Here is a 25,017-nt window from a genome sequence, read left to right as displayed (position 1 = left end):
TTCGAAAGGCCGGGAGCGATCCCGGCCTTTTTGTTTGTGGCGCAGCTGTCACCACAACGTCATTACGAGCGCAGCGAAGCAATCCAGAGTCTTTCCCTGGAGGCAGTCTGGATTGCTTCGTCGCAAGAGCTCTTCGCAACGACGGAGGATGAAGCTACGGCGCCGCTACTCCGCCGGCTCGGCCGCCAGCGTCGGGTAGTCCGTGTAGCCCTTCGCGCCGCCGCCGTAGAACGTGTTCTTGTCCCAGTCGTTCAGGCCAGCACCCTGCTTCAGCCGCTCGACGAGGTCGGGGTTGGAGATGAACGGCTTGCCGAAGGCGATGAGATCCGCAGCGTTCGCGTCCAGCACCTTGGTGGCGAGATCGAAGTCGTAGCCGTTGTTGGCGACGTAGGCGCCGGCAAAGCGCTTGCGCAAGGACGCATAGTCGAACGGCGCGATGTCGCGCGGCCCGCCGGTGGCGCCCTCGACAACGTGCAGATAGACCAGCTTCAACGCGCTGAGGCCGTCGACGATGTAATTGTACAGGGCCTGCGGGTTGGAATCCGAGATGTCGTTGGCCGGCGTCACCGGCGAGATGCGGATGCCGGTGCGATCGGCGCCGGCTTCAGCCGCGACGGCCTTGGAGACTTCGAGCATCAGCCGCGCGCGGTTCTCGATCGAGCCGCCATAGGCGTCCGTACGCTTGTTGGCGCCGTCCTTGGCGAACTGCTCGAGCAAATAGCCGTTGGCACCATGGATCTCGACGCCGTCGAAGCCGGCTTCCAGCGCGTTCTTCGTGGCGCGCTTGAAGTCGTCGATGATGCCGGGGATTTCGGAGAGCTCGAGCGCGCGCGGCTCGGAGACATCGGCGAAGCCGCCGTTGACGAAGGTCTTGCCCTTGGCGCGGATCGCGCTCGGCGCCACCGGGGCTGCGCCATTCGCCTGCAGATCGACATGCGAGATGCGGCCGACATGCCAGAGCTGGATGAAGATCTTGCCGCCGCGCTCATGCACCTTGTCGGTGACCTTGCGCCAGCCGGCGACCTGCTCCTTGCTGTAGATGCCGGGGGTGTCCTGGTAGCCCTGGCCCTGCTGCGAGACCTGGCTTGCTTCGGTGATCAGGAGCCCTGCGGACGCGCGCTGGCCGTAATAGTCGGCGGCGAGCGCGCCGGGTACGAAGGTGCCGGGCACGGCGCGGTTGCGCGTCAGCGGCGCCATGACGAAGCGGTTGGCCAGCGTGATCGGGCCGAGCTTGTAGGTCTCAAACAATTTGGTCGAACGGCTCATGGGAATGCTTCCAGGCGGTGAGAGGTCCCGAACACTTGTGCATCGCGACATCCGGCGCAAGGGATGAGCCATACGGAAAGTGCAGGCGAGCTACGCGGCAGCGCCCGCGTAGCATAATTCATGTGCAATTCCGGCTGCGACAGCGGATTTCGACTGACGCCGCCGTGCGATTTCGCAAATCAGTTCGCGCCGAGGAAATCGCGCTTGCCGATCTCGACGCCGTTATGGCGCAGGATGCCGTGGGCGGTCGTGGCGTGGAAATAGAAGTTCGGAAGCGAGAATGCGCTGAGGAATTCCTGGCCCTTCATCGTGGTGGTTTTGTTGGGGCCGGACGGGAAGGTGACGTCCTTGGTCTCGGCGCCCTCGAACTGCTCGGGCTTGAACGATTTGACGTAGTCGATCGTCTTCGCCAGCCGCTGCTTCAATTCCGCAAAGCTGGTCTCGGTGTCGGGGTTGGAGGGCACTTCGCTGTGCGTGAGGCGCGCGCAGCCCTTGGTGGCGAAATCGCTGACGAGCTGGATCTGCTTCGACAGCGGCAGCATGTCCGGGAACAGGCGCGAGCCGAGCAGCACGCTGGGATCGATCTTTTTCGCCGCGCAATGCGCCTCGGCCTTGGTCAGCAGGCCGGTCAGGCTGTTCAGCATTTGCAGATAAGCAGGGACGACGGCGTCGTAGAAGGACATGTGATGCTCGCTTCAATGAGAGAAAATCTCAGGAGAAAACCTGAGCCACTCACATGGGAGCCTCATGGAAAAATACAATCGCGCAAGGGCTTGTGCGGTGCGAAAATTCTCCATTGCTGTCATCGCCCGCGAAGGCGGGCGATCCAGTACTCCGCAGCGTTAGTGGTCGAGCCGATAGGCCGCGGCGTACTGGATGCCCCGCCCCCGTGCGCAATTGCGCACTAGGCGGGGCATGACAGCGGAGGTCTTAGCGGATCGTCGCCTGTGGCTGCGCCTGCGCCGTGCCGCCGCGCATCCGCGCGAGCAGCTCGGCGGTCGGCCAGGAATCCGCGGGCAGGCCGAACTTGATCTGCATCGCCTTCACGGCCGCGCGGCTCTGCTGGCCGAGCACGCCGTCGACCTTGCCGACATTGAAGCCGGCCTGGACCAGAAGCTGCTGCAATTGCTTGAGCTCGTTGAACGGCAGCTGCGCAACCGGCGCGGCAGGCTTGCGCATCGGCGGCGCGCCCGCGATGCGGGTGGCGAGATAGCCTGCGGTGGTCGAATAGATCAGCGAGTTATTCCACTCGGTGTAGGCCGCGAAATTCGCATACGCCATGAAGGCAGGACCGGTCCGTCCCATCGGCAGCAGCACGGAGGCCGGCAGATTGTCGTTCGGCAGCGGCCGTCCGTCGGGATAGATGACGCCCAGCTGCGCCCATTTCGAGCGCGGCTGTTGCACCGTGAGATCGGTCTGCTCCCATGGCAGGTTCTGCGGCACCTTGATCTCCTCCAGCCACGGCTCGCCGCGCCGCCATTTCAAGCCGTTGGCAATGTAGTTCGCGGTCGAGCCGATCACGTCGTCCTCGCTGCGCAAGAGATCGCGCCGCCCGTCGCCGTCATAGTCGACCGCGTAGTTGACGTAGTGCACGGGCAAGAATTGCGTCTGGCCGAGCTCGCCGGCCCAGGAGCCGACCATCTCGTCGGGCGTGAGATCGCCGCGGTCGATGATCTTCAGCGCGGCGATGGTCTCGTTCACGAACATCTCCGAGCGGCGGCAGTCATAGGCGAGCGAAACCAGCGATTTCAGCGTCGGCAGGTTGCCCATGTTGGCGCCGAAATCGCTCTCCAGGCCCCAGAAGGCGGCGATCACGGCCGGCGGCACGCCGTATTCCTTTTCGGCGCGCGCGAAGGCAGAGGCGTGGTTCTTGATGTGCTGCTGGCCGTTCTGCATGCGATAGGGCGCGGCCATCCGTCCCGCGAACTCGGTGAAGAGCTGGCCGAACACGCGCTGGCCGCGGTCGCGGTTGACGATGCCCTGGTCGTAGACGAGGTAGGGCGAGGCTTCCGCGATCGTCCGCTGCGAGACGCCGGCTGCGACGGCTTGGCTCTTCACGTCGGCGAGGAAGCGATCGAAGCTCGCGCCGCTATGGCACGAGGCTGCGCGCGGCGACGGCGCGCTGGCCTTGGGCGCCGCGGGTCTTGCGGGCGCCGGTGCGAACTGGGCAGAGGCGGTGGCGGAGCATGCGAGGAGCGCGACGGCTGCGATCGCAAATCGGGTCTGGTGCATAGGGGTTCCGGCGGGGAGGGCAGGCGTGGATTCGCCCGAAGTCTAAAGCATGATCCGGAAAAGTGCGAAGCGGTTTTCCGAAAAGATCATGCCTATCCGAACAGCCGCATCAGCAGCGCTTTCCCGACCGGAAGCGCCCTGACGCCCTGATAGGCGCGAACATACTCGCCGGCATAGAACGCCCTGATGGCATGCACGCGCGTGTCCATGCCCTCCTCGAAGCGCACCGCGAATCCGTCCGTCGTCCGCCGCACCACGATCGCGGCGATCGCGCGGCCATAGATCCGGCATTCGATCGTGCTGCCGGCCGCCGGCGGATCGGGGTCGACCAGCCGGGCGCCGGTGATGGAGATGTCGGCGAGCCGCGCCAGATGCGACCTGCCGTCCTGGCGCAGCAGCACCGGCTCGTTGCGATGAAAGCGCTCCGCCTTGCGCTTGCGCGGCTGCTCGATGCAGACAAAGCAGACCACGGTGAGAATGAGCGCGTTGTAGAGGCTCCAGGCCAGCGCCAGTCCGCCATAGGCGATGTTCTCGCCGCGCAGATGCAGGATGAAGGCGTAGGCGATGGCCGCCAGCGTGATGAGAAGCGCGCTGCCATAGAGCCGCAGCAGCGGCCATTCGACGAACCGCCGGTCACGGTCGCCGCCTTTCGCGGTAACCTTGAACTTATGTCCTTTCGGCCTCAAGAGGCCGGTTGCCACCGCCATGAGCACCGCAGGCGCCGCGATGAGTTGCGACACGTCCGTCATCATGGCGAGCGAGCGGCCGCGCGACAGCCAGGCCATGGTGAGACCGTGCCAGACATAGAACGGCAGAAAATAGCGCAGCAACTCGGTGAGGTCGGCCCGGACCGCCTTGATGCCGAACAGCAGGAACAGCCACGGCACCACGAGGCCGGCCACCTTCGAGGTGTAGACCGCGGCCCAGCTCATGAAGGCATCGGCCAGCGAGAGGCGGTCGATGAAGGAGAGCTTCGACGTCCGCGACAGCGGTCCGCTGCGGCCGCGCACGATCTGCATCAGGCCGAGGCACCAGCGGGCGCGCTGGGTGATGTATTCCTTCAACCCTTCCGGCGCGAGCCCGATCGTCAATCGCTCGTTGAGATAGATCGTTTTGAGGCCGCATTCCTTCAGGCGCAGCGTGACGAGATAGTCCTCCGTCACCGAGTCGGTCGGAAAGCCGCCGATCCGCACCAGGCCGGCATAGCGAATGAGCGACGAGGTGCCGCAGCAGAAGGCGACGCCCCAGGCGTCTTTCGCCGGCATCAGGATGTCGAAGAAGAAGCGCTGCTCGTCGGGCCAGACGTCGGTCGCGGCAAGGTTGGTCTGGATCGGATCGGGATTGATGAAGTGCTGCGGCGTCTGCACCACGCCGACCGAGGGATCGTCCATGAGCGAGATCGTTCGCGCCAGGAAGTCGGGCCGCGGCACGAAGTCGGCATCGAGGACGGCCACGAAGTGCGGCGGCTCCGGCAGCGCGCCGACATGCCGGAGCGCGTGATTGATGTTGCCGGCCTTGGCGTGGCGGTTGTCGGGCCGCGTCAGATAGTGGCAGCCGAGTTCGCCGGCGAGCCGTCGCAGCCAGGGCCGCCGACCGTCGTCGAGCACCCAGACGCGATAGTTGCCGTACTCCATGCCGGTGGCGCCGATGATCGTGCGCTCGAGGATCGATCGCTCCTCGTTGTAGGTGCAGATGAAGACGTCGATCAGCGGTGCGCGCGGATCCCTGGCGCGGCCATCGATCCGGGCCGCCTTGGTGCGGTCGAGCGTGCGGCTCAGGAACAGCAGCGACAGTGAGACCGCAACGAGCGACGCCGCCTCCAGCAGCATGAAGGGATAGCCGATCACGGCATCCGCCGTCAGGTGCGGCGGCGGCAGCGTTGCGGTCAAACGCCAGTGGAGATAGCGCAGCAGCAGAACGAGCGACGCGATGGCCAGAAACGAGCGGGCCATCGTGCTCTCGCGCCGGAGCAGCGGCACGATCGCCATGAAAGCGCCGAGCGCGATCAGGCCGGGCGTCAGCGCGCTCGTCACGGCGCGGTCTCTTGCCTTGCAAACACGACGCGGCCGGTGCGCCCCACCGTGCAGCCATGGGCGGCGGCATCGGCCAGCGCAACGGTCACGCGATACGGCTCCTTGCTCAGCGCGTCGGGATTGATGGCGAGATTGGCGGGCGCGCCGGCGGCGCCGGTCAGATTGACCACGGTGCCGGAGATCGGCGCACCGCCGTCGTTCGGCTCGAACGTCGCGTGGTCACCGAGCTGCAGGCGGTTGTAGACGTTCTCGGTGACGTTCGCGGTGATGACGGCGCCGCTGCAATCGAGCACCTTGAGCAGCGGCTGGCCGGCCTGCACGTCCTCGCCCGGCGAGGTCATCATCTCCCAGACACGCCCTGAGACAGGCGTCGTGATGTTGGCCTCGGAGAGATCGGAGAAGCGGACCTCCTCGATGATGATCTCGTTGGCGAGCCAGGCGATCTCGGTGTCGATGCGTGCGAGGTCGGCCTCGAGATCGCCAGCACGCTGGCGCATCTCCTCCTCGCGCTGCACCGAGCTTGGGCGGTCGTTGTAGCTGTCGCCGAGGAAGGAGCCGCTCCGTGCCGCGGTGAGCTCGACCTTGGCGGCGTCCAGGCGCTTGCGCGCACCGAGCTCGGTCTGCTGCGACACCGAAAGCTCGCGCGTCAGCCGCGCCAGCTCGACGGTCGAGACATTGCCGGTTTTCGCCAGCGAGGAGGCGCGCTCGACGGCGGCGCTGGCCTCGTCCCGCCGCGCCGCGGCCGCTTCGATCGAGGTCTGGATCTCGGCGATGCGGGCCTCGAGCTGCAGCACGCGTCCGTCGCGGAATTGCGCGGCCTGTCGCGCCAGGTCCTTTTGCGCGGCTTGCGCGGAGGCGAGCTTGGCGGCGAGGCTCGGCCGCTCGTTCTCCAGGCGCGATTTCTGCCGCCGGAGGTCGTCGAGCCGGGTGCGATCGCCGCGCGAGTTGACCACGCGCAAGACCACGGCGCCAGCGTCTAACCTGGCCTGGTCGGTCAGGCGCTGGGCGGCTACCACGCGCCCGCCGATCGGCGTGCGCAGGGTGACGAGGCGGGAATTCAGCACGGCCTCGACGCTCGAATATTCCCATATCGCGCGCAGCGGCAACCAGCCGAACACGGCGAGGAGGGCAAGGCCGATGGCGATCTTGGCGCCACGTCGCAGATGCGGCCAGCGCGGCTGCGATTCCGTCGTGGTCTGCGCCTCTGGCGAATGATCGGGCTCGTCGTTGGCGAACAGCTGTTCGTGCAGTGCCTCCTGCAATCCCTTGGCGTCGCCTCTGGCGTCCTTGGCGTCGTGAGGCGGGGCAGCGGATGCTGGATCGGTGGAAGCGGCGCGAGAGCGATCGATCATGACGGTCACCGTGCTGACGCAATGTCAACGGAACCAGGTCAATGCACGACAACCGTGCGGTGTGCCCGGTTACCGCCAATTTAGCCCAGGCTGCACTTTCCAGGTTCCTAAGCCTCCGCGTGTGTTTTTGCGCAAATCCCGGTCAAGCTTTAACAACGCAGGAAAGGCTGGCCGCGCATCCAGGAATCTGCGGCCCGGCGACGCACGAACCTTGCAGCGGCTGCCTGCATTCATACCTCGGAGGTGCCGGCCGGAGGCTTGCCCGCGGCCGCTCCAGGAGACGGCCATGAACTATCTTCGTACCGCAATGCTGCTTGCAGGCCTCACCGCCCTGTTCATGGGCGTGGGCTATCTGATCGGCGGCGCCTCCGGTGCCATGATCGCGCTCGTCATTGCTGCCGCGACCAATCTCTTCACCTACTGGAACTCCGACCGCATGGTGCTGCGCATGTACGGCGCCCATCAGGTCGATCGCGCGAGTGCGCCGGAACTGATCGGCCTCGTTGCGGAACTTGCGGGCCGCGCCGGCCTGCCCATGCCGCGCGTATTCGTGATGGACGAAGCGCAGCCGAATGCATTCGCGACCGGCCGCAATCCCGAGAATGCCGCGGTCGCCGTCACCACCGGCCTGATGCAACAGCTCAGCCGCGAGGAGCTCGCCGGCGTGATCGCGCACGAGCTCGCGCACATCAAGCATCACGACACGCTGTTGATGACGATCACCGCGACTATCGCCGGTGCCATCTCCATGCTCGCCCAGTTCGGCATGTTCTTCGGCGGCCACCGCGACAACAACAGCGGCCCGGGCATCGTCGGCTCGATCCTGCTGATGATCCTTGCCCCGATCGGCGCCATGCTGGTGCAGATGGCGATCAGCCGCACCCGCGAATATGCAGCGGACAATCTCGGCGGCCGCATCGTCGGCCAGCCGATGTGGCTCGCCTCGGCTCTGATGAAGATCGAGGGCGCCGCGCACCAGGTCCCGAACTTTGAGGCCGAGCGCAATCCCGCGACCGCGCACATGTTCATCATCAATCCGCTGTCGGGCCAAGGTATGGACAATCTCTTCACCACCCATCCCTCGACGCAGAACCGCATCGCGGCGCTTCAACAGCTCGCCGCCGAGCTCGGCGCGCATGCGGCGCCGTCGCTGGGCGCCAACGAGAACTATCCGCCGCAAGGCCCGTGGGGCCGCTCGTCCTGGCGCGGTCCTTCACGCGGTCCGTCTCGCGGTCCTTGGGGCTGACGGAACCCTCGGGTTTTACGCCGGGGTTTGTGACCTGGCGCACACAGGATCGTCGCGGCGGGTGTTAACACCTCGCCGTGAGATTTGCTTCGAAAGGGGATGCATGGCCGGCCCTCAGCCGGCCAGCGTCGAAGATGACCAGAATTGCCGTACCATTGCTGATCGTCCTGGCCGTGCTCATTGGCCTGTCCACGCATATGGTGGTCAATTGCGGGGACGAAGACGATCCCGACATCTGCGCGGCCGTGATCGGCTTCTCGCCGCTGCGCGGCTCGCTGATCGCCTTTGCTTATGAGGGCCGCGGACGGATCGCGCTGCGCCGCGGCGACTTTCGCCGGGCGATCGCCGATTTCGACGAGGCCATCCATCTCAATCCCAACCGCGCCTCGCTCTATCGCGACCGCGCGCTCGCACGCCGGCAGAATGGTGATCTGGAACTGGCCATCGAAGACTATGACGAAGCGATCGCGCATGATCCCAAGCACGCCGCGCCCTATCACCAGCGCGGCCTCGCGCTCGCGGCCACCGGCGATCTCGATCGCGCCATCCTGAGCTACAACACGGCGGTGCGCCTCGATCCCTCGGACGCACAAGCCCGCCTCGATCGCGGTCTCGCATTCCTCGCCCGCGGCCAGATCGACGACGCGCGCGCCGATTTCGAAGCCGCCCTGACGCTGCCGGCCGGCAAAGACGTCCGAACCCGCGAAGCCGCCCGCGCCAAGCTCGCCGAACTCGCCAGTGCCGAGCCGACCCGGCTCACCACGCCAAGGCGGTGAGGGAAGGTCTCTCTCCCTCTCCCCGCAAGCGGTGGGGCAATCGCAGATGGCTTCCTGGTGACGGGCAGAGCAAGCGCCTCGTCCTTCGAGACGACCGCTTTTGATGAGGCTCAGCGGCATTGGCCCGTTGAAATTGCCGCCGCGCACTCCGCCCTCATCCTGAGGGCCCGCCATCGGCGGGCGTCTCGAAGGATGGGCTGCGGGCGAGCTATCTGCCACACTTCTTCATATGCGATAGCCCTGCCGCAAGCGGGGAGAGGTGAAGCGCGCGAGCCGCGCCTACTTCGCCTTCTTGGTCTTTGCCTTCTTCGCCTTGGCAGCCTTCTTCGCCGGCTTCTCTTCCTTCGCCTTCTTCTCCACCTTCACCGTGACAGGCGTGCTGGCGGCGAGGCGCATCGCGCGGGCATAGCTGTCGGCGACGTTGTCGGCGGACATCTGCAGGCGCTTGGCGGCGGCGGTGGCCTGCTCCATGGTGGCCTTGGCCATCATCTTGAAGCGGTCGCCGGTCTCCTTGCCCTTGGCCTTGGCCGCGAGGCCATTGAAGCGATCCCGCCGCTCCTTGGCGCGGGTCATCAGGCCCGTATGCAGCTGTCTGGCCAGTTGCCGGATCACGACATCCAGGTCGGCGTCCGCCATGTTCTTCCATCCTCTTGAAAACAGGTATCGATGCGGGCGGGACTATGCAGATCGGGCCCCACCTTGGCAATTGGTGGCCGCCCGTCATCCGCAGCTTCCGGTACCCAAAACAAGAAAGCCGCGCATTTTGCGCGGCTCTTGTGTGTCCGGCGGTGTTTCCGCCTCACTTCAGCGAGGCAACCGGGCCGCTCGACGCTGCCGGGTCGGGGTCGAAGCCGAACACGCCCACCAGGTATTTGTAATAGTCCGGCATCTTCTCCTTGAGCACCTCGCGCGACTTGGGGTCGTGGAATTCGCTCTTTCCGGAGAGGAAGATGCTGGCGGTCACGGCGAAGAACTCCATCGGGTTCTTCATCGCATAGGATTCCTTGGGCAGCATCTCCTTGGACTTGGCCAGGGCATAGTAGCCGATGACGCCCTTGTTGGCGTAGCCGTCCGGCAGAAGCCGCGCGTGGAAGGCGTGCAGCATCTCGTGCAGCAGCACGGCCTCCTTTTCGTAGCGCATCATATCCGGCCGCAGCATGATCACGCCGAGACCGGAATCGACCGCGAGGTCGACGGCATTGGGATTGCTCCAGCGCTGCTTGGCGGGATCCCAGACCGTCAGGGTCCGGGGCGCGGTGCGCTGCATGTCCGGCGTGACCCGGCCGTAGCAGGCGGTGGCGGCGCCCTCGTCGAGGCAGGCGAGCTCGCTCGCGACGATCGGAACGGTGTGGAAGAAGCGCAGCACGCGCGGGGAGAGGCCGACGCCTTCGACGACGTCGATCTGGCTCTTCAGGTTCTCGGTGAGCTTGTCGACGTCCTTGCGGTCGCGGTTCTCGGAAATGTCGAACATGTAGCCGCGATAGCTCTGGAAGCCCGGCGGCAGCGCCTGCGCCGCGTCGGCATCGAGCGAACCGGCATTGGACGGATTGGCAAAGAGCGCGCCGACAATGGTCGCGGTCAGCAGCAACGCAATGCGCATGATGAACCCCCTGATGTCACTTCGCCCGGCAGGATAGGCCGCCGTTGTTTGCGAAAAGTGAGTGGGGCGAGACTAAGGCAGCGATGTTGAGGCGTGCTTAACCGTTGGTTGCAGATCGCGGAGGCGGATTAGGGCCGGGTTAACCAAGGAGGGCCAGCTCGAAGTGGCCATTGGCGAGACCCAGCAAACTGTTTCCCCGTCATCCTGAGGTGTGAGGCCGGTGATGCGGAAGCATCGCCGGCCGAGCCTCGAAGGATGCACGGCCCGGCTGCTGCACCCGGGCCCTCCTTCCTTCGAGGCTCACTATGGGGCGCTCTGCGCCCCATAGTGAGCGCCTCAGGATGACGGGGTTGGCTATCCGGTGTAAATTGACGCCACCAAGCTTCAGACAGCCGGAAGGGGAGGATGCCATGTATGCCGCCATCCGTCAGGCCAAGGCGAAAAGCGGGAGTGCGGAAGAGCTGACGCGCCGCATCAAGGACGGCGCCGTTCCGATCATCAGCGATGTCGAAGGTTTCCGCGCCTATTACGTCGTCTATGCCGGCGACGACACGGTCACCGCGATCTCGATCTTCGACAAGTTCGAGCAGGCCGAGGAGGCGAACAAGCGCGCCATCGCCTGGATCGAGAAGGATCTCGGCCCGCTGCTCGCCGGCGACGCCCGCGCCGTGGCGGGGCCGGTGATCGTGCATACGCTGGCGTGATTTAAGCGCGAGCTATGTCCACGAGTCGTCCCGGCGAAGGCCGGGACCCATAACCACAGGCCGCGGTTTGGCGAAGATAGGTAACTCCGAACTCGCGCCACAACTTCCGCCTGGGAGTATGGGTCCCGGCCTTCGCCGGGACGACAGTGAGTTTGTGGTGAGCGCCTTCCGCCAGACGCACATCGCCTCACAACTCCCTGGCATTCGAGAACGCGAAGCTCGACACCCTTCTCGTCGTCTCATCCAAAATCAGCGTGCGGGTGATCGGCGGTTCGGCGCGCTGGGCGCAGTTTTCTCGCTCGCAGAGGCGGCAGTTGACTCCGATCGGCGTGCCCTCTGTTTTCTCCAGATCCATGCCGGCGGCGTAGGTCAGGCGCGCGGCGTGACGGATCTCGCAGCCGAGGCCGATGGCGAAGCGCGGCTGTGGCAGCGGATGCGGCGCGACCGGGCGGCGCACCATCTGCGCGATCGAGAAATAGCGCGTGCCGTCGGAGAGCTCGATCACCTGCTTGAGCAGGCGGTCCGGCGTGTCGAAGGTCGAATGCACGTTCCAGAGCGGACAGGTGCCGCCGAATTTCGAGAACGGGAACGTGCCGGACGAGAAGCGCTTGGAGACGTTGCCGGCATTGTCGACGCGGAGCAGGAAGAACGGAATGCCGCGCGCGTTCGGCCGCTGCAGCGTGGTGAGGCGGTGGCAGACCTGCTCGAAGCCGGAATTGAAGCGTTGCGCCAGCACGTGGATGTCGTAGTTGAGCGCTTCGGCGGCCGCGAGGAACGCGGGGTAGGGCATCATCACGGCGGCTGCAAAGTAATTGCCGAGCGTGATGCGGAACAGCCGCCGCGGCGCATCGTCGAGCGGGCCGGCGCGGCCGATGATTGTCTCCAGGGCTTGCGCGCATTCGCCAAGCCCGAGCTGGAAGGCGAGCTGGAACGCGCGGCCGGGCGGGTCGACCAGCTCGGAGATGAGGAGCTGCCTGCGGTGCCGGTCGAAGCGCCGTAGCGTCTCGCGCATCACATCCACCGGCATGATGCGGGTCTGGATCGAATGCTTTTCGCGCAATCGCGCAACGAGTGCCGCATAGAGTCCCTCGGCCGGCACGTTCAGCTCGTCGCGCAGGTTTTCCGCGGCCTGCTCCAGTTCCGGAAAATAGTTGCGGTTGGCTTCGATCAGCTCGCGCACGCGCTCGACCGGATTGGCCTCAAAGCGGGTGCCGACGTCGCGGTCGGCCATCTGGGCGGCGGCCAGCGTCTCGCCCTGGCGCGCCTCGGTATAGGCGGCGTAGAGCCGCTGCAGCGCATGGGTGACGCCGGGACAGAGCTCGGCGAGGTCGCGCAGTTCCTGCTTGGGAACGTCGATCTGGCGGAACAGCGGGTCGGAGAAGATCTCGTTCAGCTCGGCGAAGAAGCGGTCCTCGTCCGCGGTGGCGAGGTCGCGCAGGTCGAGGTCATAGGTCTCGGCCAGCCGCAGCAGGATCTGCGCCGTCACCGGGCGCTGGTTGCGCTCGATCAGGTTGACGTAACTCGGCGAGATCCCGAGCCCCTCGGCGATCTGGGTCTGCGACAGCCCCAATTGCTGCCGGATCCGCCGGAAGCGCGGACCGACGAACAGTTTCTTCCCGGATTCGGCGGGCATGTTTCAGATCTCCTGACGCATCAAGGACAGTCTTGCTGACCTATATTTTTACAATTTACAAAATAACATCTGTTACATGTTCTGATGTTACATGACATCACCAATAAAAAACAAGCCATCTATACGAAGTTTCTGTTTTCGCGTTTAGCTCCTGACACGCATCTCGCAATGCATTGTCAAGAATGTCGATGGCCAGCCATCGGTCATCGTCAGCGAAAGGATAGGCACATGAATTACCAGCCCCGCGGCATCAACGCGCTCCAGCGCCCGGCCTCGTATCAAGACGAGATCAAGGCGGCTCAGGCGCTCCTCGAGACCAAGCCGACCTGGAACGGGGTGTCCGCCGAGGCGGTCGCACGCATGCGCCTGCAGAACCGCTTTAAAACCGGCCTCGACGTTGCCCGCTACACCGCGGCGCTGATGCGCGCCGACATGGCGGCCTATGACAACGATCCGACCAAGTACACGCAGTCGCTGGGCTGCTGGCATGGCTTCATCGCGCAGCAGAAGCTGATCTCGGTCAAGAAGCACTTCGGCGGCAAGACCGATCGCACGTATCTGTACCTCTCGGGCTGGATGATCGCGGCGCTGCGCTCCGAGTTCGGACCGCTGCCCGACCAGTCGATGCACGAGAAGACCTCGGTGCCGGCGCTGATCGAGGAGCTCTACACCTTCCTGCGTCAGGCGGACTCGCGCGAGCTCAACGACATCTTCCGCAGCCTCGACAAGGCGCGCAAGGAAGGCGACAAGAACCGCGAGAAGGAGCTGATCGAGAAGATCGACAACTTCCAGACCCATGTCGTCCCCGTCATCGCCGACATCGATGCCGGCTTCGGCAACGCGGAGGCGACCTATCTGCTCGCCAAGAAGATGATCGAGGCGGGCGCCTGCGCGCTCCAGATCGAGAACCAGGTCTCGGACGAGAAGCAGTGCGGCCATCAGGACGGCAAGGTCACCGTGCCGCATGAGGTGTTCATCGCCAAGATCCGCGCCTGCCGCCACGCCTTCCTCGAGCTTGGCGTCGAGGACGGCGTCATCGTCACCCGCACCGACTCGCTCGGCGCTGGCCTGACGCAGCAGATCGCCGTCAGCCACAAGCCGGGTGATATCGGCGACCAGTACAACAGCTTCCTCGATTGCGAGGAAATCACCGCGGAGAACGCCCGCAACGGCGACGTCATCATCAACCGTAACGGCAAGATGATGCGTCCGAAGCGGCTACCCTCCAACCTCTATCAGTTCCGTCCCGGCACGGGCGAGGACCGCTGCGTGCTCGACAGCATCACCTCGCTCCAGAACGGCGCCGACCTGCTGTGGATCGAGACCGAGAAGCCGCATATCGAGCAGATCGCCAAGATGGTTGACCGCATCCGTAAGGTCATCCCGAACGCCAAGCTCGCCTACAACAACTCGCCCTCGTTCAACTGGACCATCAACTTCCGTTGGCAGGTCTACGACGCGATGAAGGAGGCCGGCAAGGATGTCAGCAAGTACAACCGCGCCGAGCTGATGAAGCCGGAATACGACGATACGCCGCTGGCAATTGAAGCCGACGAGCGCATCCGCACCTTCCAGGCGGATTCGGCCAAGCGCGCCGGCATCTTCCACCACCTGATCACGCTGCCGACCTACCACACGGCTGCGCTGTCCACCGACAACCTCGCCAAGGAGTATTTCGGCGAGCAGGGCATGCTCGGCTACGTCAAGAACGTCCAGCGCCAGGAGATCCGTCAGGGCATCGCCTGCGCCAAGCACCAGAACATGGCCGGCTCCGACATCGGTGACGACCACAAGGAGTACTTCGCGGGTGAAGCTGCCCTGAAGGCGGGCGGCGCTCACAACACGATGAACCAGTTCGGCTAACGCACCACGCAGTTCGAGAGGAGACTGACATGACCAAAGGCAGCAATTTCTGGGTGATCGGCGGCGAGTTCGGTTCGATGAACTTCCACAAGCTCGTGGAAGGCTCGGCCCAGGTCAAAGGTCCGTTCAAGACCCGCAAGGAAGCCGAGGACTGCTGGCGCGAGGTGTCGGAAGAGAGCCGCCACAAGGCCGGCGTCCGCTTCTCGATCGTGGAAGAACCGTCGCGCGTCCCGGCCTGAGGGCCGACCTGCCGACCTGAACTAAGAAGACGTCCAAGGACGGATGGTCCCATCCAGGCTCTGCCTGGGTGGGATCGTCTGTTTTTGGCACAGGTCACGCGCCTGTGGGCGCCGTAAGTATTTGGAATTATGGGCCCTTTGCGCAGGGTTTGGTTGCTGATAGGTTAACGGGAATAAGTCGAGGACGAGGCCGACAATGTCAGAGCCCGAGACCAGCGGGACCCATCCCAGCCAGCCGCGCCCGGTGCGGCTGCGCGATGCGCTGCTGCGCGCACGGATCGAGGCCGCGGACCGGACTGGCGTCGTCGTCGACCTCCGCGACGCCGAGGTGGCGCGGCTCGAGATCCTCAATGACGCGCTCGATCCGCTGTTCGCCCAGGTGCCGGAGCAGATCGACCTGTTCGACCGTGGCATCAGCCAGGGCGATACGCCGAGACTCTGGATCGACGTCGTCGCGCACATCATGATGGGGCGCGACAAGCGGATGTACCGCTTCGTCCAGGACACCCGCTTCGGCCGCATCGTGCTCGCCGAATCGCACGATACCGCGGTCATCGTCGAGGCCGTCACCGACTATGTCGCCCGCCGCATGATCGAGCGCGAGCATGCGATGGTGGTCCCGCCCGAGCCGCAAGCCCCAGCCGCCGAGCAGCCAGCCCGCTCGCGGGTCTGGCCGTTCATATTCGGCTTTGTGCTCGGTGCTGCTGCCTTGTTCGGGGTTGCCGCGCTGGCGGTCTTGCGGAGCTGGTGAAGGTCTTTCCGTCGTCATTGCGAGCGCAGCGAAGCAATCCAGAAATGTCTCCGCGGAGGGAGTCTGGATTGCTTCGCTGCGCTCGCAATGACAGCGAACTAGATCAACCTCGCCTGCTTGATCTGCCCGATCTGGAATCCCGCCCCCAGCGCCCGCACCGTCTGCTCGCAGCGCCAGCCCGCATTGTCCTTTTCGATCCTGAATAGATTGTACGCCGCCGCCGGATAACGTCCGTGCGCGAGCGCCGAGGCCGAGGGCACCCCCAGCGCGGGAATGTTGCCGTTGGGCCCCTCGAACCACATCGTCGAATGAATGTGGTCGTGTCCGTGCAGGATCAGCTCGACGCCGTGGCGCCTCAACAGCGCCAGGAGATCGGCAGAATCCGTCATCCGCTTCTGACGCGCAGCCGACTTGAGGGGATGATGCACCAGCAGCACGCGGAAGACGTCTTCGGCCGCGAGCCGGTCGAGAACTTCGGCGAGCGCGGCGAGCTGATCGCGCCCGAGCGTGCCCGTCGCCATCAGCGGCAGGGTCGGCACCGCCGTGGACAGGCTGATCAGCGCCAGCGGCCCGCGCCGGCGCAACGCAGGAAAACCGATGCGGCCGTCGTCGCCCGCGAGATAGGGTGCAAAGGTCTCGCCGAAGCGATGAAAGGTGGCGCGGACATAGGCGTCGTGATTGCCGGGAATCGTGGTGACGCGATCGGGCGGCCCGACCTCGTCGAGCCAGGCGCGCGCCGGCGCGAACTCGGCTTCCAGCGCCAAATTGACGAGATCGCCCGTCACTGCGATGTGGTCGGGCGCCTGCGCCTTCATGTCGGCAACGAGCGCGTCGAGTACCTCGCGGCGCTGGTATTTGTGGCGGTTGCGCGTCCAGTTGACGTAGCCGAGCGCGCGCTTGCCGGCGAGTTCGACCAGCCGCGGCTTCGGCAGCGGTGCTAGATGCGGGTCGGACAAATGGGCGAGCGTGAAGGGGGCCATGGTGCGCGATTGCCTCGCTATTGGTCCACTGTAATGGCAAGGTCGCGAGGACTGTGCAAGCGTGGCCCGGACAGGGGCCTGTTGGGAGCCTGATGGGGGATCGTCTGAATCGCGTTCGACGCAAATTCGAGCCGCTGCTGCGGCGGATCTTCCACGCCTATTTCCTGCTGGTGCGCGGCATGACCCTCGGCGTCCGCGCCGTGGTGCTGGACGCCGACAACCGCGTGTTCCTGGTCAGGCACAGCTACATCAGCGGCTGGTATCTGCCCGGCGGCGGCGTCGATCTCGGCGAGACCATGGAGCAGGCAATGCGGCGCGAGCTCAAGGAGGAGGGCGACATCGATCTCACCGGCGAGCCCGTGCTGCACGGCATCTTTTTCAACAGCCACATCTCCCGCCGCGACCACGTCGCGGTCTACGTCGTCAGGCATTTCCGGCAGGACCGGCTGCCTGAGCCCAACCACGAGATCGTCGAATGCGGGTTCTTCGCAATTTCCGCATTGCCCGAGGGGACCACGCTCGGCACAAGGCAAAGACTCGCGGAGGTGCTGGATGGCCGGCCGCTGATTGCGACGTGGCGGTGAGGGCGGCCTGTGCTAGTAGTCACTGCGTACGCGGTCTCGACGTATGGACGGGGGATGGAGATTGTCTGAAGCGACGAGGTCATGGCCATTTCGGGTCGCCGTGCTGGTCCCCTGCTACAATGAGGAAGCCGCCGTCGCGACGGTCATCGCGGATTTCCGCAAGGCACTGCCTGCGGCCGAAGTCTACGTGTACGACAACAACTCGACCGACCGTACCGCGGCGATCGCGCGCGAGGCCGGAGCGATCGTGCGTAGCGAATGGCGCCAGGGCAAAGGCCACGTCGTGCGCCGCATGTTCGCGGACGTCGAGGCAGACATCTACGTGCTCGTCGACGGAGATGCGACCTACGATGCGCCGAGCGCGCCGGGTATGATCGACAAGCTCCTCGATGAGCATCTGGATATGGTTGTGGGGCTGCGTGTCGATCGATCGCAAGCGGCCTACCGGCGCGGTCATCGCATGGGCAACCGGCTGTTCACCGGTTTCCTGGCATCAACCTTCGGCCACGCCTTCAAGGACATGCTGTCCGGTTACCGCGTTTTCTCGCGCCGCTTTGTCAAATCATTTCCAGTTTTGTCCGACGGTTTCGAGATCGAGACCGAATTTGCGGTCTATGCGCTGGAATTATCGCTCCCGGCCGCCGAGATCGAGACGCCCTATTACGCGCGCCCGGAGGGTTCCTTCTCCAAGCTCAATACCTGGCAGGATGGTTTGTGCATCTTCAATATGATGCTGAAGCTCAACCGATCGGAGCGGCCGCTGCGCTTCTTTTCGGCGATCGGCATCGTCCTCGCGCTGCTGTCGATAGCTCTCGGACTGCCCGTCGTAATCACCTTCCTCGAAACCGGCCTCGTGCCGCGCCTCCCGACCGCCATGCTTGCCATGGGTCTGATGATCATGGCGCTGCTTTCGGCTTCGTCGGGGCTCGTGCTCGACACCGTGACGCGCGGCCGGCGGGAAATGAAGATGCTCGCCTATCTGTCCCAACCGCCGCTCGGGAGGAACTGAAATTGCCTCTGAGGCGGGCCTAATCCCATGGACCACCGCCCTCCGAGGTGATATCCCGCCCACGCCGGTCGACCATTTTTTCCCGACGTGAACCGATGACTCCGCTTGAAGACGCATTGAGGCGATGAACGATCTCTCACTCACCATCCTGCCGGAAGCTGCCGGCGATGCTCAGGCGATCGAGCGGCTGCACGAACGCACCTTCGGACCCGGCCGCTTTGTGCTGAGCGCCTACCGCATCCGCGAGCACGTGGATCACGTGCTCGAACTGTCCTTCACCGCCCGTATCGGGACGTTGCTGGTCGGATCCGTGCGGCAATTGCCGATCTGCGTCGGCGATACGCCGGCGCTGCTGCTCGGGCCCCTGACGGTCGAACCTCCGTTCCGCGGCCGCGGCGTCGGCCGGCTGCTGCTCGAGCGCGCGCTGAAGGATGCGAAGGCGCTGGGCCACCGCCTGGTGCTGCTGGTCGGCGACGAGCCCTATTACAGCCGCGTCGGCTTCAAGCCGGTGCCGAAGGGACGGGTCACGATGCCGGGCCCGGTCGATTACGCCCGGATCCTGGTCCTCGAGCTCGTCGAGGGCGCGTTCGAAGGCGTGTCTGGGCCGGTCGGTCCGGACTGGAGCAAGACGCCAACCTGACGCGCCATCGCTTTGCAGCTCCCGTGGGGTAACGTAGTGCCGGTCGATCAGCAATATTACCGGGAGGTGGCGTCCGGGAGCACGGCGGAAAAGCTGCTCATCACGGCGCGCGACCGCATATACCAGGATTTCATCGCTCACATGCAGCCGTCTGCGTCGGACGAGGTCCTGGACGTCGGCGTGTCCGACGTGATCAACGACGGCGCAAACGTGCTGGAAAGAAGCTACCCACATCAGCACAAGATCACGGCCTGCGGGCTCGGCGAAGGAGTCGGGTTCAAGGCGGCTTTTCCGCTTTGCCGTTACGTGCAGATCGAGCCGAATACACGGCTGCCGTTTGCCGACAACGAATTCGATGTCGCTACGTCCAATGCTGTTCTCGAGCATGCCGGCAGCCACCAAAATCAGATGCTCCTGGTCAAGGAGCTTTGCCGCGTCGCGAGGAGGGTATTCATCACCGTGCCCAACAGGTTCTTTCCGGTCGAGCACCACACGGCCATCCCGCTGGCGCACTACCTGGACGGCACTTTCAGGATCGCCTGCATGATCACCGGCAAGTCGGAATGGACCGACGAGCAGAACCTGATCCTGATGACGCGGAAACGGCTGCTGGCGTTCACCGCGCTGATCGCCAAGTCAGCGGCGGTGGGTTACACCGGCTTGTCGCTCGGCCCGTTATCGTCCAATCTCTATCTTGCATTCCGCTGAAGCGGAGCCAGCCTCCCGCCGCGGCATGATCCCAATGAAGCGAAACGGCACGAGCAAAGTCATCTTCGCCGTCTTGTTTATCGCGGTGCTGGTCGGCCATTTCTGGACCATGTTGCGATGGAATGAGGCTCGCGGCGTCTACGACGACATCTGCTACCTGCGGCAGGCGCATCTGTTTCAGAGGTTCGGGCTGGCGGGAGGCTTCGACACCAACCTCGCCCTCGACGACGATGACTATCTGAAAGCAAAGCTGAAGGAGATCGACTACCCGAACTGGGACGATACGACCGATGCGCCCTGTCACAACTTGATGCCGGCCACAGGGAAGGTCGTCGTCCAGTACCCGCCGGGTATCGGCCTCGTGTTGGCGTTATTTCCGAGAGGTCACCAGGTCGTACCCATGTACATGATGGCGACCGTTGTCGTCTTCGGGTTCGCGCTGTTTGCCCTTTCTATCGCGCGCACCGCGAGATCGATCCTGATGGCTGGAACGTTCGGCTGTCTTGCAATCTACCTGATGGTCAATCCGGTCAAGGCGAGCTATTCGATGGCCCCGACGGTCGTCGTGTGTGCGCTTGCAGGATGTCTCACGGCGCGATGGTTGGCGAGCCCGCAATCTCAACCGAGGATCGGGCTGTTGGCGTCCGTCGGCTTCCTGCTCGGATTGACGGTCGATTTCCGGTTGGCCAACCTCTTCCTGGCGTCCGGCTATGGCATGTTCCTCCTCGTCGCGTTCCTTGCGGAACGCACGATGTCCCGGTTCTTGCAGGGGGCCGTGTTCGGCATTGCGTTGCTGGCCGGTGTGATGCCGACCATCGTCTCTTACGCCGTCAATGCCGGCAGTCCTTTCGCGTCGACCTACGGCAACAACCCCGATGTCAGACCACTCGATTTTTCGTTCGCGGTGATCCGGGACTACCTCGCCGACCCGCTCCAGACGTTGTTGCTCATCATCGGAATTGCGGGATCGATCTGGCTGTTGCGGCAGGCGAATGGCCTCCGCCGTGTCGCGCAGCTTACGATCACCAATCTGGTGATGAATCTCGCCTTTTTCTTCACCTATCCGATCGCGACGCCATACTACACCATTCCCATTTCTCTCCTGACGCTGTGGAGCCTGTTGTTTGCCTTCCTTTTTCAGGAGGAGGCAAAGGATGCTCCCGAAGCGGCCGCCGCTTGGGCCAAAGCGCGATGAATTCAGCCTGGTCAACGCGCTTCGGCTTTGCTTGAGTGATCGTCCCGGAAGACTGGTGCGTTTCCGGATCGTGCCTGGCACTTGAAGTCCGTAGCCCGGATGAGCCAACGGGTCGGCGCGAAGCGCCGCCCGATGACAGGCTCCGCGATATCCGGGAAACCTGTCACGCAGATGCACGCCCCGGATGTCGCTTCGCTCATCCGGGCTACGACCCTCTCATACGGAGTATCGCCAATGCAGGTGCGTCCCGCTGATGCCGGTGAGATCGATCATCTCGCGCAGCTCTGGCACGATGCCTGGCATGGATCGCATGCCTCGCTTGCGCCGCCCGAACTGGTCCGCCTCCGCACCCTCTCGAGCTTTCGCGACCGGCTCGCGGTCATGCTTCCCACGATCAGCGTCGTCGGTCCAGCCGGTGCGCCGCTCGGCTTCTGCGCCATCAGGGGCGATGAATTGTACCAGCTCTTCGTATCGTCGCAGGCGCACGGCGCGGGCGTGGCGGCCGCGCTGATCGCCGACGCGGAGGCACGGCTCGCCGCGGGAGGTGCGGAGCTGGCGTGGCTTGCCTGCGCCGTCGGCAACAACCGCGCCGCGCGCTTCTACGAGAAGAGCGGCTGGCGCAACGCCGGCACGTTCGTGATGATGTCGGAGACGTCGAACGGGCCTTTCCCGGTCGACCAATGGCGCTTCGAGAAGCGGCTGATGCGAGCGGCGTAAGTTGGAAGCGCAGCGGCGTCACCTCATACTCCGTCATTGCGAGCGCAGCGAAGCAATCCAGAGTCTTTCCGCGGAGGGATTCTGGATTGCTTCGCTTCGCTCGCAATGACGGAACTGGTCGGGGCCCGCAGGCGCGGGCCCCGACACGATCGTGCCTAGAACTTGAAATTCGCGAATGCCCTGACGCCGATGCCGGGCATCAGCACCTCGTCCTTGGTGTAGGACACGGAGTTGCGGATGCTCTCGTTGAGGAGATTGTTGCCGACGATGCCGGCAATCATCTCGCGCGCGCCGAACCGGCTCGGATCGAGCTTGGTCTTGTAGCTCACCTCGGCCTTCAACAGATTGTAGCCCGGCGTCGGCGTCTCCGCGATTGCCGCGATGTTGTTCTGGGCGAAGGCGTGCAGCAGGTTGACGCGCATCAGCCAGTTGTCGTCGCGCCAGAACACGCCGCCGCCCAGTCGCACCGGCGGAATCCGCGGCACGTTGGTGCCGTCGGTGAAGGTGGCGCGGACGAAATCGAGCTGGTTCTCGATGCCCCAGATGCCGCCCTGGAATGCGCCGACATCGAGCTGCGACTGGAATTCGCCGCCGCGGAAGTTGGCATTGCGCTGCGAATAGACCGCCTGATTCAACTCGGCACCGGGCGTGCCGCACGAGGCGAAATCGTCATCGCACATCACGCCGGTGAGGCGGCGAAAGATGAAATTGTCGAAATGCGTGTAGTAGACGGTCGCCTCGAAGCGGAACGGCCCCGTCGCCTTGCGCACGCCGACCTCGACGGACTTCGCGGTCTCGATGGTGAGGTTGGGATTGCCGATGTCGAAGGTCGCGGTCGCATCATGTGCGCCGCGGGAAAACAGCTCGGCCGCCTTCGGCGCGCGCTCGACATATTGCGCGGTGATGCTGCCGACCATGCCGCCCGGCAGGTCCTGCAACAGGCCGATGCTGCCGCTCTTCGGCGTGTAGGCGGGATTGCGCGCGATCGCCACCTGCGGCGTGCCGTCGGGCAAATAATCCGCCGGGAAGTTCGGCGTCGTGCCGTGCAGCTCGACATGCTCGATGCGCCCGGCGATTTGCGCCCGCGTCTGTTCAGTGAACTTGAACTCGTTGAAGGCGTAAGCCGCGACGCGGGTGTTGTTGTTGGGGTCCCACAGGCCGTTGAACAGCGTGCCGGGATTGTCCGGGCTCGGCGCGCTCAATTCCTGATGGCCAACCTGGAAGCCCAGCGCCGTCGTCACCTCGGCGAAGCGCGCGTTGAACGGCATCAGCTGCACCTCGGTGCGGATCTCCTGCTCCTTGTTGGTGAAGGTCTGCCGCACACCGTCGGTGTTGGGATCGGTGGGATCGGCAAGGCCGATCTCGTTGTGCCGATAGTCGGTCGCGCCGGCCCAGAAACGGACGGCGTCGATCGCAGCGCTGTCGGGATGGTACTCACCCTTGACGTTGATCTTGGTCTGGTGCGCGTCGATCCGGGTGTTGTGGTCGGCGCCGTCGATGCCGGGGATGTGGTAGAGCGAGTCGTTCTGCGTGATCGACGCGCCGATATAGCCGCCCTGGAAGAAGTACGAGCCGCCGATCGATGCGCCGTCCGATCGCGTCGCCGAATTGGGCTGGCGCCCGTTGGCGACGGTCCGCGTCTGGTCATTCAGATACGGGTAGCTCGGGATGCCGTAGTCGGTGGTGTTTCGGCCGTAGACGTCGGCGTGGAACGCGAAATTGCCGCCGCCGGTGTCGAGCAGCACGCCGCTCTCGACGCCGCGGTCGACCGAGCTGAACGCGCTACGCGTTTCGGCGGTCACGCAGGGCGTCCCGGCGCCTGCGAGCGGCGCCTTGACCGGCAGGCCATAGCTCTGGAACGGCTGGCCGCCGCAGTTCGGCAGCGCGTCCGGAATCCGGTTGTTGGTGGCGCTGACGACGCCGCCGATCGAGGTCGAGCCGTAGCGTAGCGCAGCCGGCCCGCGCACCACCTCGACCTGGTTGGTCGCGAGCGTATCGACCGGGACGAAATGATCCTCGCCGAGATCGGATGCGCCGTTCGAATTGGTGCCGTTCTCGACGATGCCGACGCGGTTGACGTCGAGACCCCGGATGATCGGCCGGCTGGAGGCGCCGGGCGCGAAGCTCGATCCGGTGATGCCGGGCTTGGAGAACAGGAGATCGCCGAGCTGACCGCCGCCCTCGCGGCGGATCTCCTCGTTCGGCACCACGGTGACGGTGGCGAACTGGTTGGTCACGATGGGCAGCACGCCCTGCTGAGGCGCGGCCGCCGCAGCCGCTGCGGGCGCTGCCGGCGTCGCTTCCGCCGTGCGCTGCTGGCTGCGCGAGCGTCCGGTGCGCGCGACGCGGACCGGGCTGCGGGTCGGCACCACCCTGCGCACGATCGGGCTCGGCGCCGTCACGGTGACGGCGGGGATCTCCGTCGACGACTTGTCCTGCGCAGGCGCTTGTGCAGGTGCCTGTGCAAGCTCTTGGGCGAACGCAGATGTGGCGGCGGCGCCGAGCAGGAGCAGGCTCGCTCCGCCCAGACGCTGCACGCGTCGCAATTCAAATGACATGGTCCTGATTCCATCAGGCGCCGTCCGCATGTGGGTGTGTTGATCGGACGCGGCCTGCCGTCGCAGCGCGACGGAATTCGACTTCAACTTCTCCCGGCCGATCGCCGGCGTGCGGCGGGTCCGGGCGTGATCACGAGATGTTGGAAGTCAGGACGCAGGAGGGGCGCGCGGCTGGAACGCCGTGCCGGCCGAATTCAGGTGGATGAATTCGGCATCAGTGGTGCGGTGGAGCAGCTCGATCGCCTGTGGCAGCTGCAGAAGTGGCGGCGTCGCGAACAGGACGGTGCCCGCCATCGCGACCAATGCGCAGATCGCGCAATTGTCGTCGCCCGGCTGCTCCCGGTCGGGGGCGGAGGGCGATTGCTTCTGGACCGCGGCGCGGTCGGCCGAAGCGATGTCCTTGCCGCTCTCCGTCTGCTGGAGCGAGGACTGGGCGAGGGGAGCGGCCTGGGCAAACCAGTGGCTATGGCCGAAGGTCAGCGCGAATTGCACCAGCATCGCGAACAACGCGAGCCGTGCACCGTGCCTGATATGCGACCGGAACCACTTCATCTGCAGACGCCACCCCGCATCGCGAGGCGCCAATCCGCGGCACCTGCGATGTTATAATGTAACATCGCAGCATCGGTCAGTGGATGTCAACGGCGGGCGGCCCCGCGAGCGCAGGCAGCCGGCCCGATGTGTCGTTCGGGCAACTAACGCCTGATGGAACGGAGGTGCGCTCCCTCTCCCGCTTGCGGGAGAGGGGTGGGGAGAGGGTGTCTCCGCGTCGGGATTGTCGCGGATCGCGGAGGATGTCCCTGCGTGGCGAGAGCCCTCACCCGCCGCGCTCCGCGAGCGCGTCCGCCTCTCCCGCAAGCGGGAGAGGCGGAGCAAGCCCGCGGACAGTCCTCGCGAGATCCGTTTGCGATCGCCCTCCCGCACCATATGG

At 65.0% G+C, this 25,017-nt stretch carries 23 protein-coding genes; 12 read left to right on the top strand and 11 right to left on the bottom strand.

The features are described 5' to 3' along the window. Positions 1–165: 165 nt before the first annotated feature. The 5 genes from N2603_RS34295 to N2603_RS34275 all read right to left on the bottom strand — a co-directional run bounded on the left by N2603_RS34295 (position 166) and on the right by N2603_RS34275 (position 6,883). On the bottom strand, positions 166–1,266 hold the full coding sequence (locus N2603_RS34295; RefSeq protein ID WP_260385604.1) for an alkene reductase: 1,101 nt from the start codon (positions 1,264–1,266) through the stop codon (positions 166–168). 179 nt (positions 1,267–1,445) lie between these two features. Beyond that, positions 1,446–1,949 (bottom strand): DUF1993 domain-containing protein, encoded by a 504-nt coding sequence (locus tag N2603_RS34290; RefSeq protein ID WP_260385603.1) that lies wholly within the window; start codon positions 1,947–1,949, stop codon positions 1,446–1,448. A gap of 247 nt (positions 1,950–2,196) precedes the next feature. Next, the gene (locus N2603_RS34285) at positions 2,197–3,498 is read right to left on the bottom strand and encodes a lytic murein transglycosylase (protein WP_260385602.1); all 1,302 of its coding nucleotides are present in this window, start codon (positions 3,496–3,498) and stop codon (positions 2,197–2,199) included. A 92-nt stretch (positions 3,499–3,590) separates the two neighbouring features. Continuing rightward, positions 3,591–5,531 (bottom strand): glycosyltransferase, encoded by a 1,941-nt coding sequence (locus N2603_RS34280; protein WP_260385601.1) that lies wholly within the window; start codon positions 5,529–5,531, stop codon positions 3,591–3,593. Beyond that, positions 5,528–6,883: an HlyD family secretion protein gene (locus N2603_RS34275; protein WP_260385600.1), complete on the bottom strand. Its 1,356-nt coding sequence runs from the start codon at positions 6,881–6,883 to the stop codon at positions 5,528–5,530. Before N2603_RS34275 ends, N2603_RS34280 begins: the two co-directional genes overlap by 4 nt. A gap of 286 nt (positions 6,884–7,169) precedes the next feature. On the opposite strand from N2603_RS34275, the gene htpX reads away from it, so the two are divergent. Together htpX and N2603_RS34265 are read left to right on the top strand one after the other, a co-directional pair. Beyond that, the gene (gene htpX, locus N2603_RS34270) at positions 7,170–8,129 is read left to right on the top strand and encodes a zinc metalloprotease HtpX (protein ID WP_018648875.1); all 960 of its coding nucleotides are present in this window, start codon (positions 7,170–7,172) and stop codon (positions 8,127–8,129) included. 134 nt (positions 8,130–8,263) lie between these two features. Beyond that, entirely contained in the window at positions 8,264–8,905 is a 642-nt protein-coding gene (locus N2603_RS34265; protein WP_260385599.1) for a tetratricopeptide repeat protein, read from the top strand. A gap of 279 nt (positions 8,906–9,184) precedes the next feature. Here the strand turns inward: N2603_RS34265 and N2603_RS34260 are convergent, their stop codons facing one another. Continuing rightward, positions 9,185–9,541 (bottom strand): hypothetical protein, encoded by a 357-nt coding sequence (locus tag N2603_RS34260; protein WP_260385598.1) that lies wholly within the window; start codon positions 9,539–9,541, stop codon positions 9,185–9,187. 163 nt (positions 9,542–9,704) lie between these two features. Continuing rightward, positions 9,705–10,505 carry a hypothetical protein gene (locus N2603_RS34255; protein WP_260385597.1) on the bottom strand — a complete coding sequence of 267 codons (801 nt, stop codon included), beginning with the start codon at positions 10,503–10,505 and terminating at the stop codon, positions 9,705–9,707. Between the two features lie 410 nt (positions 10,506–10,915). Between N2603_RS34255 and N2603_RS34250 the strand changes: the two genes are divergently transcribed. Next, on the top strand, positions 10,916–11,209 hold the full coding sequence (locus N2603_RS34250) for an antibiotic biosynthesis monooxygenase (protein ID WP_018648871.1): 294 nt from the start codon (positions 10,916–10,918) through the stop codon (positions 11,207–11,209). 187 nt (positions 11,210–11,396) lie between these two features. Here the strand turns inward: N2603_RS34250 and N2603_RS34245 are convergent, their stop codons facing one another. Further along, positions 11,397–12,842 (bottom strand): helix-turn-helix domain-containing protein, encoded by a 1,446-nt coding sequence (locus tag N2603_RS34245; RefSeq protein WP_260385596.1) that lies wholly within the window; start codon positions 12,840–12,842, stop codon positions 11,397–11,399. A 228-nt stretch (positions 12,843–13,070) separates the two neighbouring features. On the opposite strand from N2603_RS34245, the gene N2603_RS34240 reads away from it, so the two are divergent. From N2603_RS34240 to N2603_RS34230, 3 genes are all read left to right on the top strand, one after another. Continuing rightward, positions 13,071–14,705 carry an isocitrate lyase gene (locus N2603_RS34240; RefSeq protein WP_260385595.1) on the top strand — a complete coding sequence of 545 codons (1,635 nt, stop codon included), beginning with the start codon at positions 13,071–13,073 and terminating at the stop codon, positions 14,703–14,705. 29 nt (positions 14,706–14,734) lie between these two features. Beyond that, entirely contained in the window at positions 14,735–14,944 is a 210-nt protein-coding gene (locus N2603_RS34235) for a DUF4170 domain-containing protein (protein ID WP_091898099.1), read from the top strand. Between the two features lie 196 nt (positions 14,945–15,140). Then, positions 15,141–15,695 carry a hypothetical protein gene (locus N2603_RS34230; protein WP_260385594.1) on the top strand — a complete coding sequence of 185 codons (555 nt, stop codon included), beginning with the start codon at positions 15,141–15,143 and terminating at the stop codon, positions 15,693–15,695. A 98-nt stretch (positions 15,696–15,793) separates the two neighbouring features. On the opposite strand, the gene N2603_RS34225 is transcribed toward N2603_RS34230, so the two are convergent. Further along, positions 15,794–16,675, bottom strand: a complete 882-nt coding sequence (locus N2603_RS34225; RefSeq protein WP_260385593.1) for a metallophosphoesterase family protein — start codon at positions 16,673–16,675, stop codon at positions 15,794–15,796. Positions 16,676–16,767: 92 nt separating this feature from the next. Between N2603_RS34225 and N2603_RS34220 the strand changes: the two genes are divergently transcribed. The 6 genes from N2603_RS34220 (at position 16,768) to N2603_RS34195 (ending at position 21,528) form a co-directional block, all read left to right on the top strand. After that, positions 16,768–17,259 carry an NUDIX domain-containing protein gene (locus tag N2603_RS34220; protein ID WP_260385592.1) on the top strand — a complete coding sequence of 164 codons (492 nt, stop codon included), beginning with the start codon at positions 16,768–16,770 and terminating at the stop codon, positions 17,257–17,259. Positions 17,260–17,302: 43 nt separating this feature from the next. Next, a complete protein-coding gene (locus N2603_RS34215; RefSeq protein WP_260385591.1) occupies positions 17,303–18,268 on the top strand; it encodes a glycosyltransferase family 2 protein in 966 nt (321 codons plus the stop codon). 124 nt (positions 18,269–18,392) lie between these two features. Further along, complete coding sequence (locus N2603_RS34210; RefSeq protein WP_260385590.1) at positions 18,393–18,908, top strand: GNAT family N-acetyltransferase; 516 nt, start codon at positions 18,393–18,395, stop codon at positions 18,906–18,908. A 36-nt stretch (positions 18,909–18,944) separates the two neighbouring features. Further along, the gene (locus N2603_RS34205; protein WP_260385589.1) at positions 18,945–19,616 is read left to right on the top strand and encodes a class I SAM-dependent methyltransferase; all 672 of its coding nucleotides are present in this window, start codon (positions 18,945–18,947) and stop codon (positions 19,614–19,616) included. Between the two features lie 34 nt (positions 19,617–19,650). Continuing rightward, a complete protein-coding gene (locus tag N2603_RS34200; RefSeq protein WP_260385588.1) occupies positions 19,651–20,811 on the top strand; it encodes a hypothetical protein in 1,161 nt (386 codons plus the stop codon). Between the two features lie 234 nt (positions 20,812–21,045). Beyond that, positions 21,046–21,528, top strand: a complete 483-nt coding sequence (locus tag N2603_RS34195; RefSeq protein ID WP_260385587.1) for a GNAT family N-acetyltransferase — start codon at positions 21,046–21,048, stop codon at positions 21,526–21,528. 155 nt (positions 21,529–21,683) lie between these two features. Here N2603_RS34195 and N2603_RS34190 read toward each other — a convergent pair whose 3' ends face one another. Beyond that, entirely contained in the window at positions 21,684–24,086 is a 2,403-nt protein-coding gene (locus tag N2603_RS34190) for a TonB-dependent receptor (RefSeq protein WP_260385586.1), read from the bottom strand. 147 nt (positions 24,087–24,233) lie between these two features. Further along, positions 24,234–24,638 carry a DUF2946 domain-containing protein gene (locus N2603_RS34185; RefSeq protein WP_260385585.1) on the bottom strand — a complete coding sequence of 135 codons (405 nt, stop codon included), beginning with the start codon at positions 24,636–24,638 and terminating at the stop codon, positions 24,234–24,236. Positions 24,639–25,017 lie beyond the last annotated feature (379 nt).

Source organism: Bradyrhizobium huanghuaihaiense (assembly GCF_025200885.1).
GTDB classification, from domain to species: Bacteria; Pseudomonadota; Alphaproteobacteria; order Rhizobiales; family Xanthobacteraceae; genus Bradyrhizobium; species Bradyrhizobium huanghuaihaiense.
This window is presented reverse-complemented; position numbering and strand designations above follow the sequence as displayed.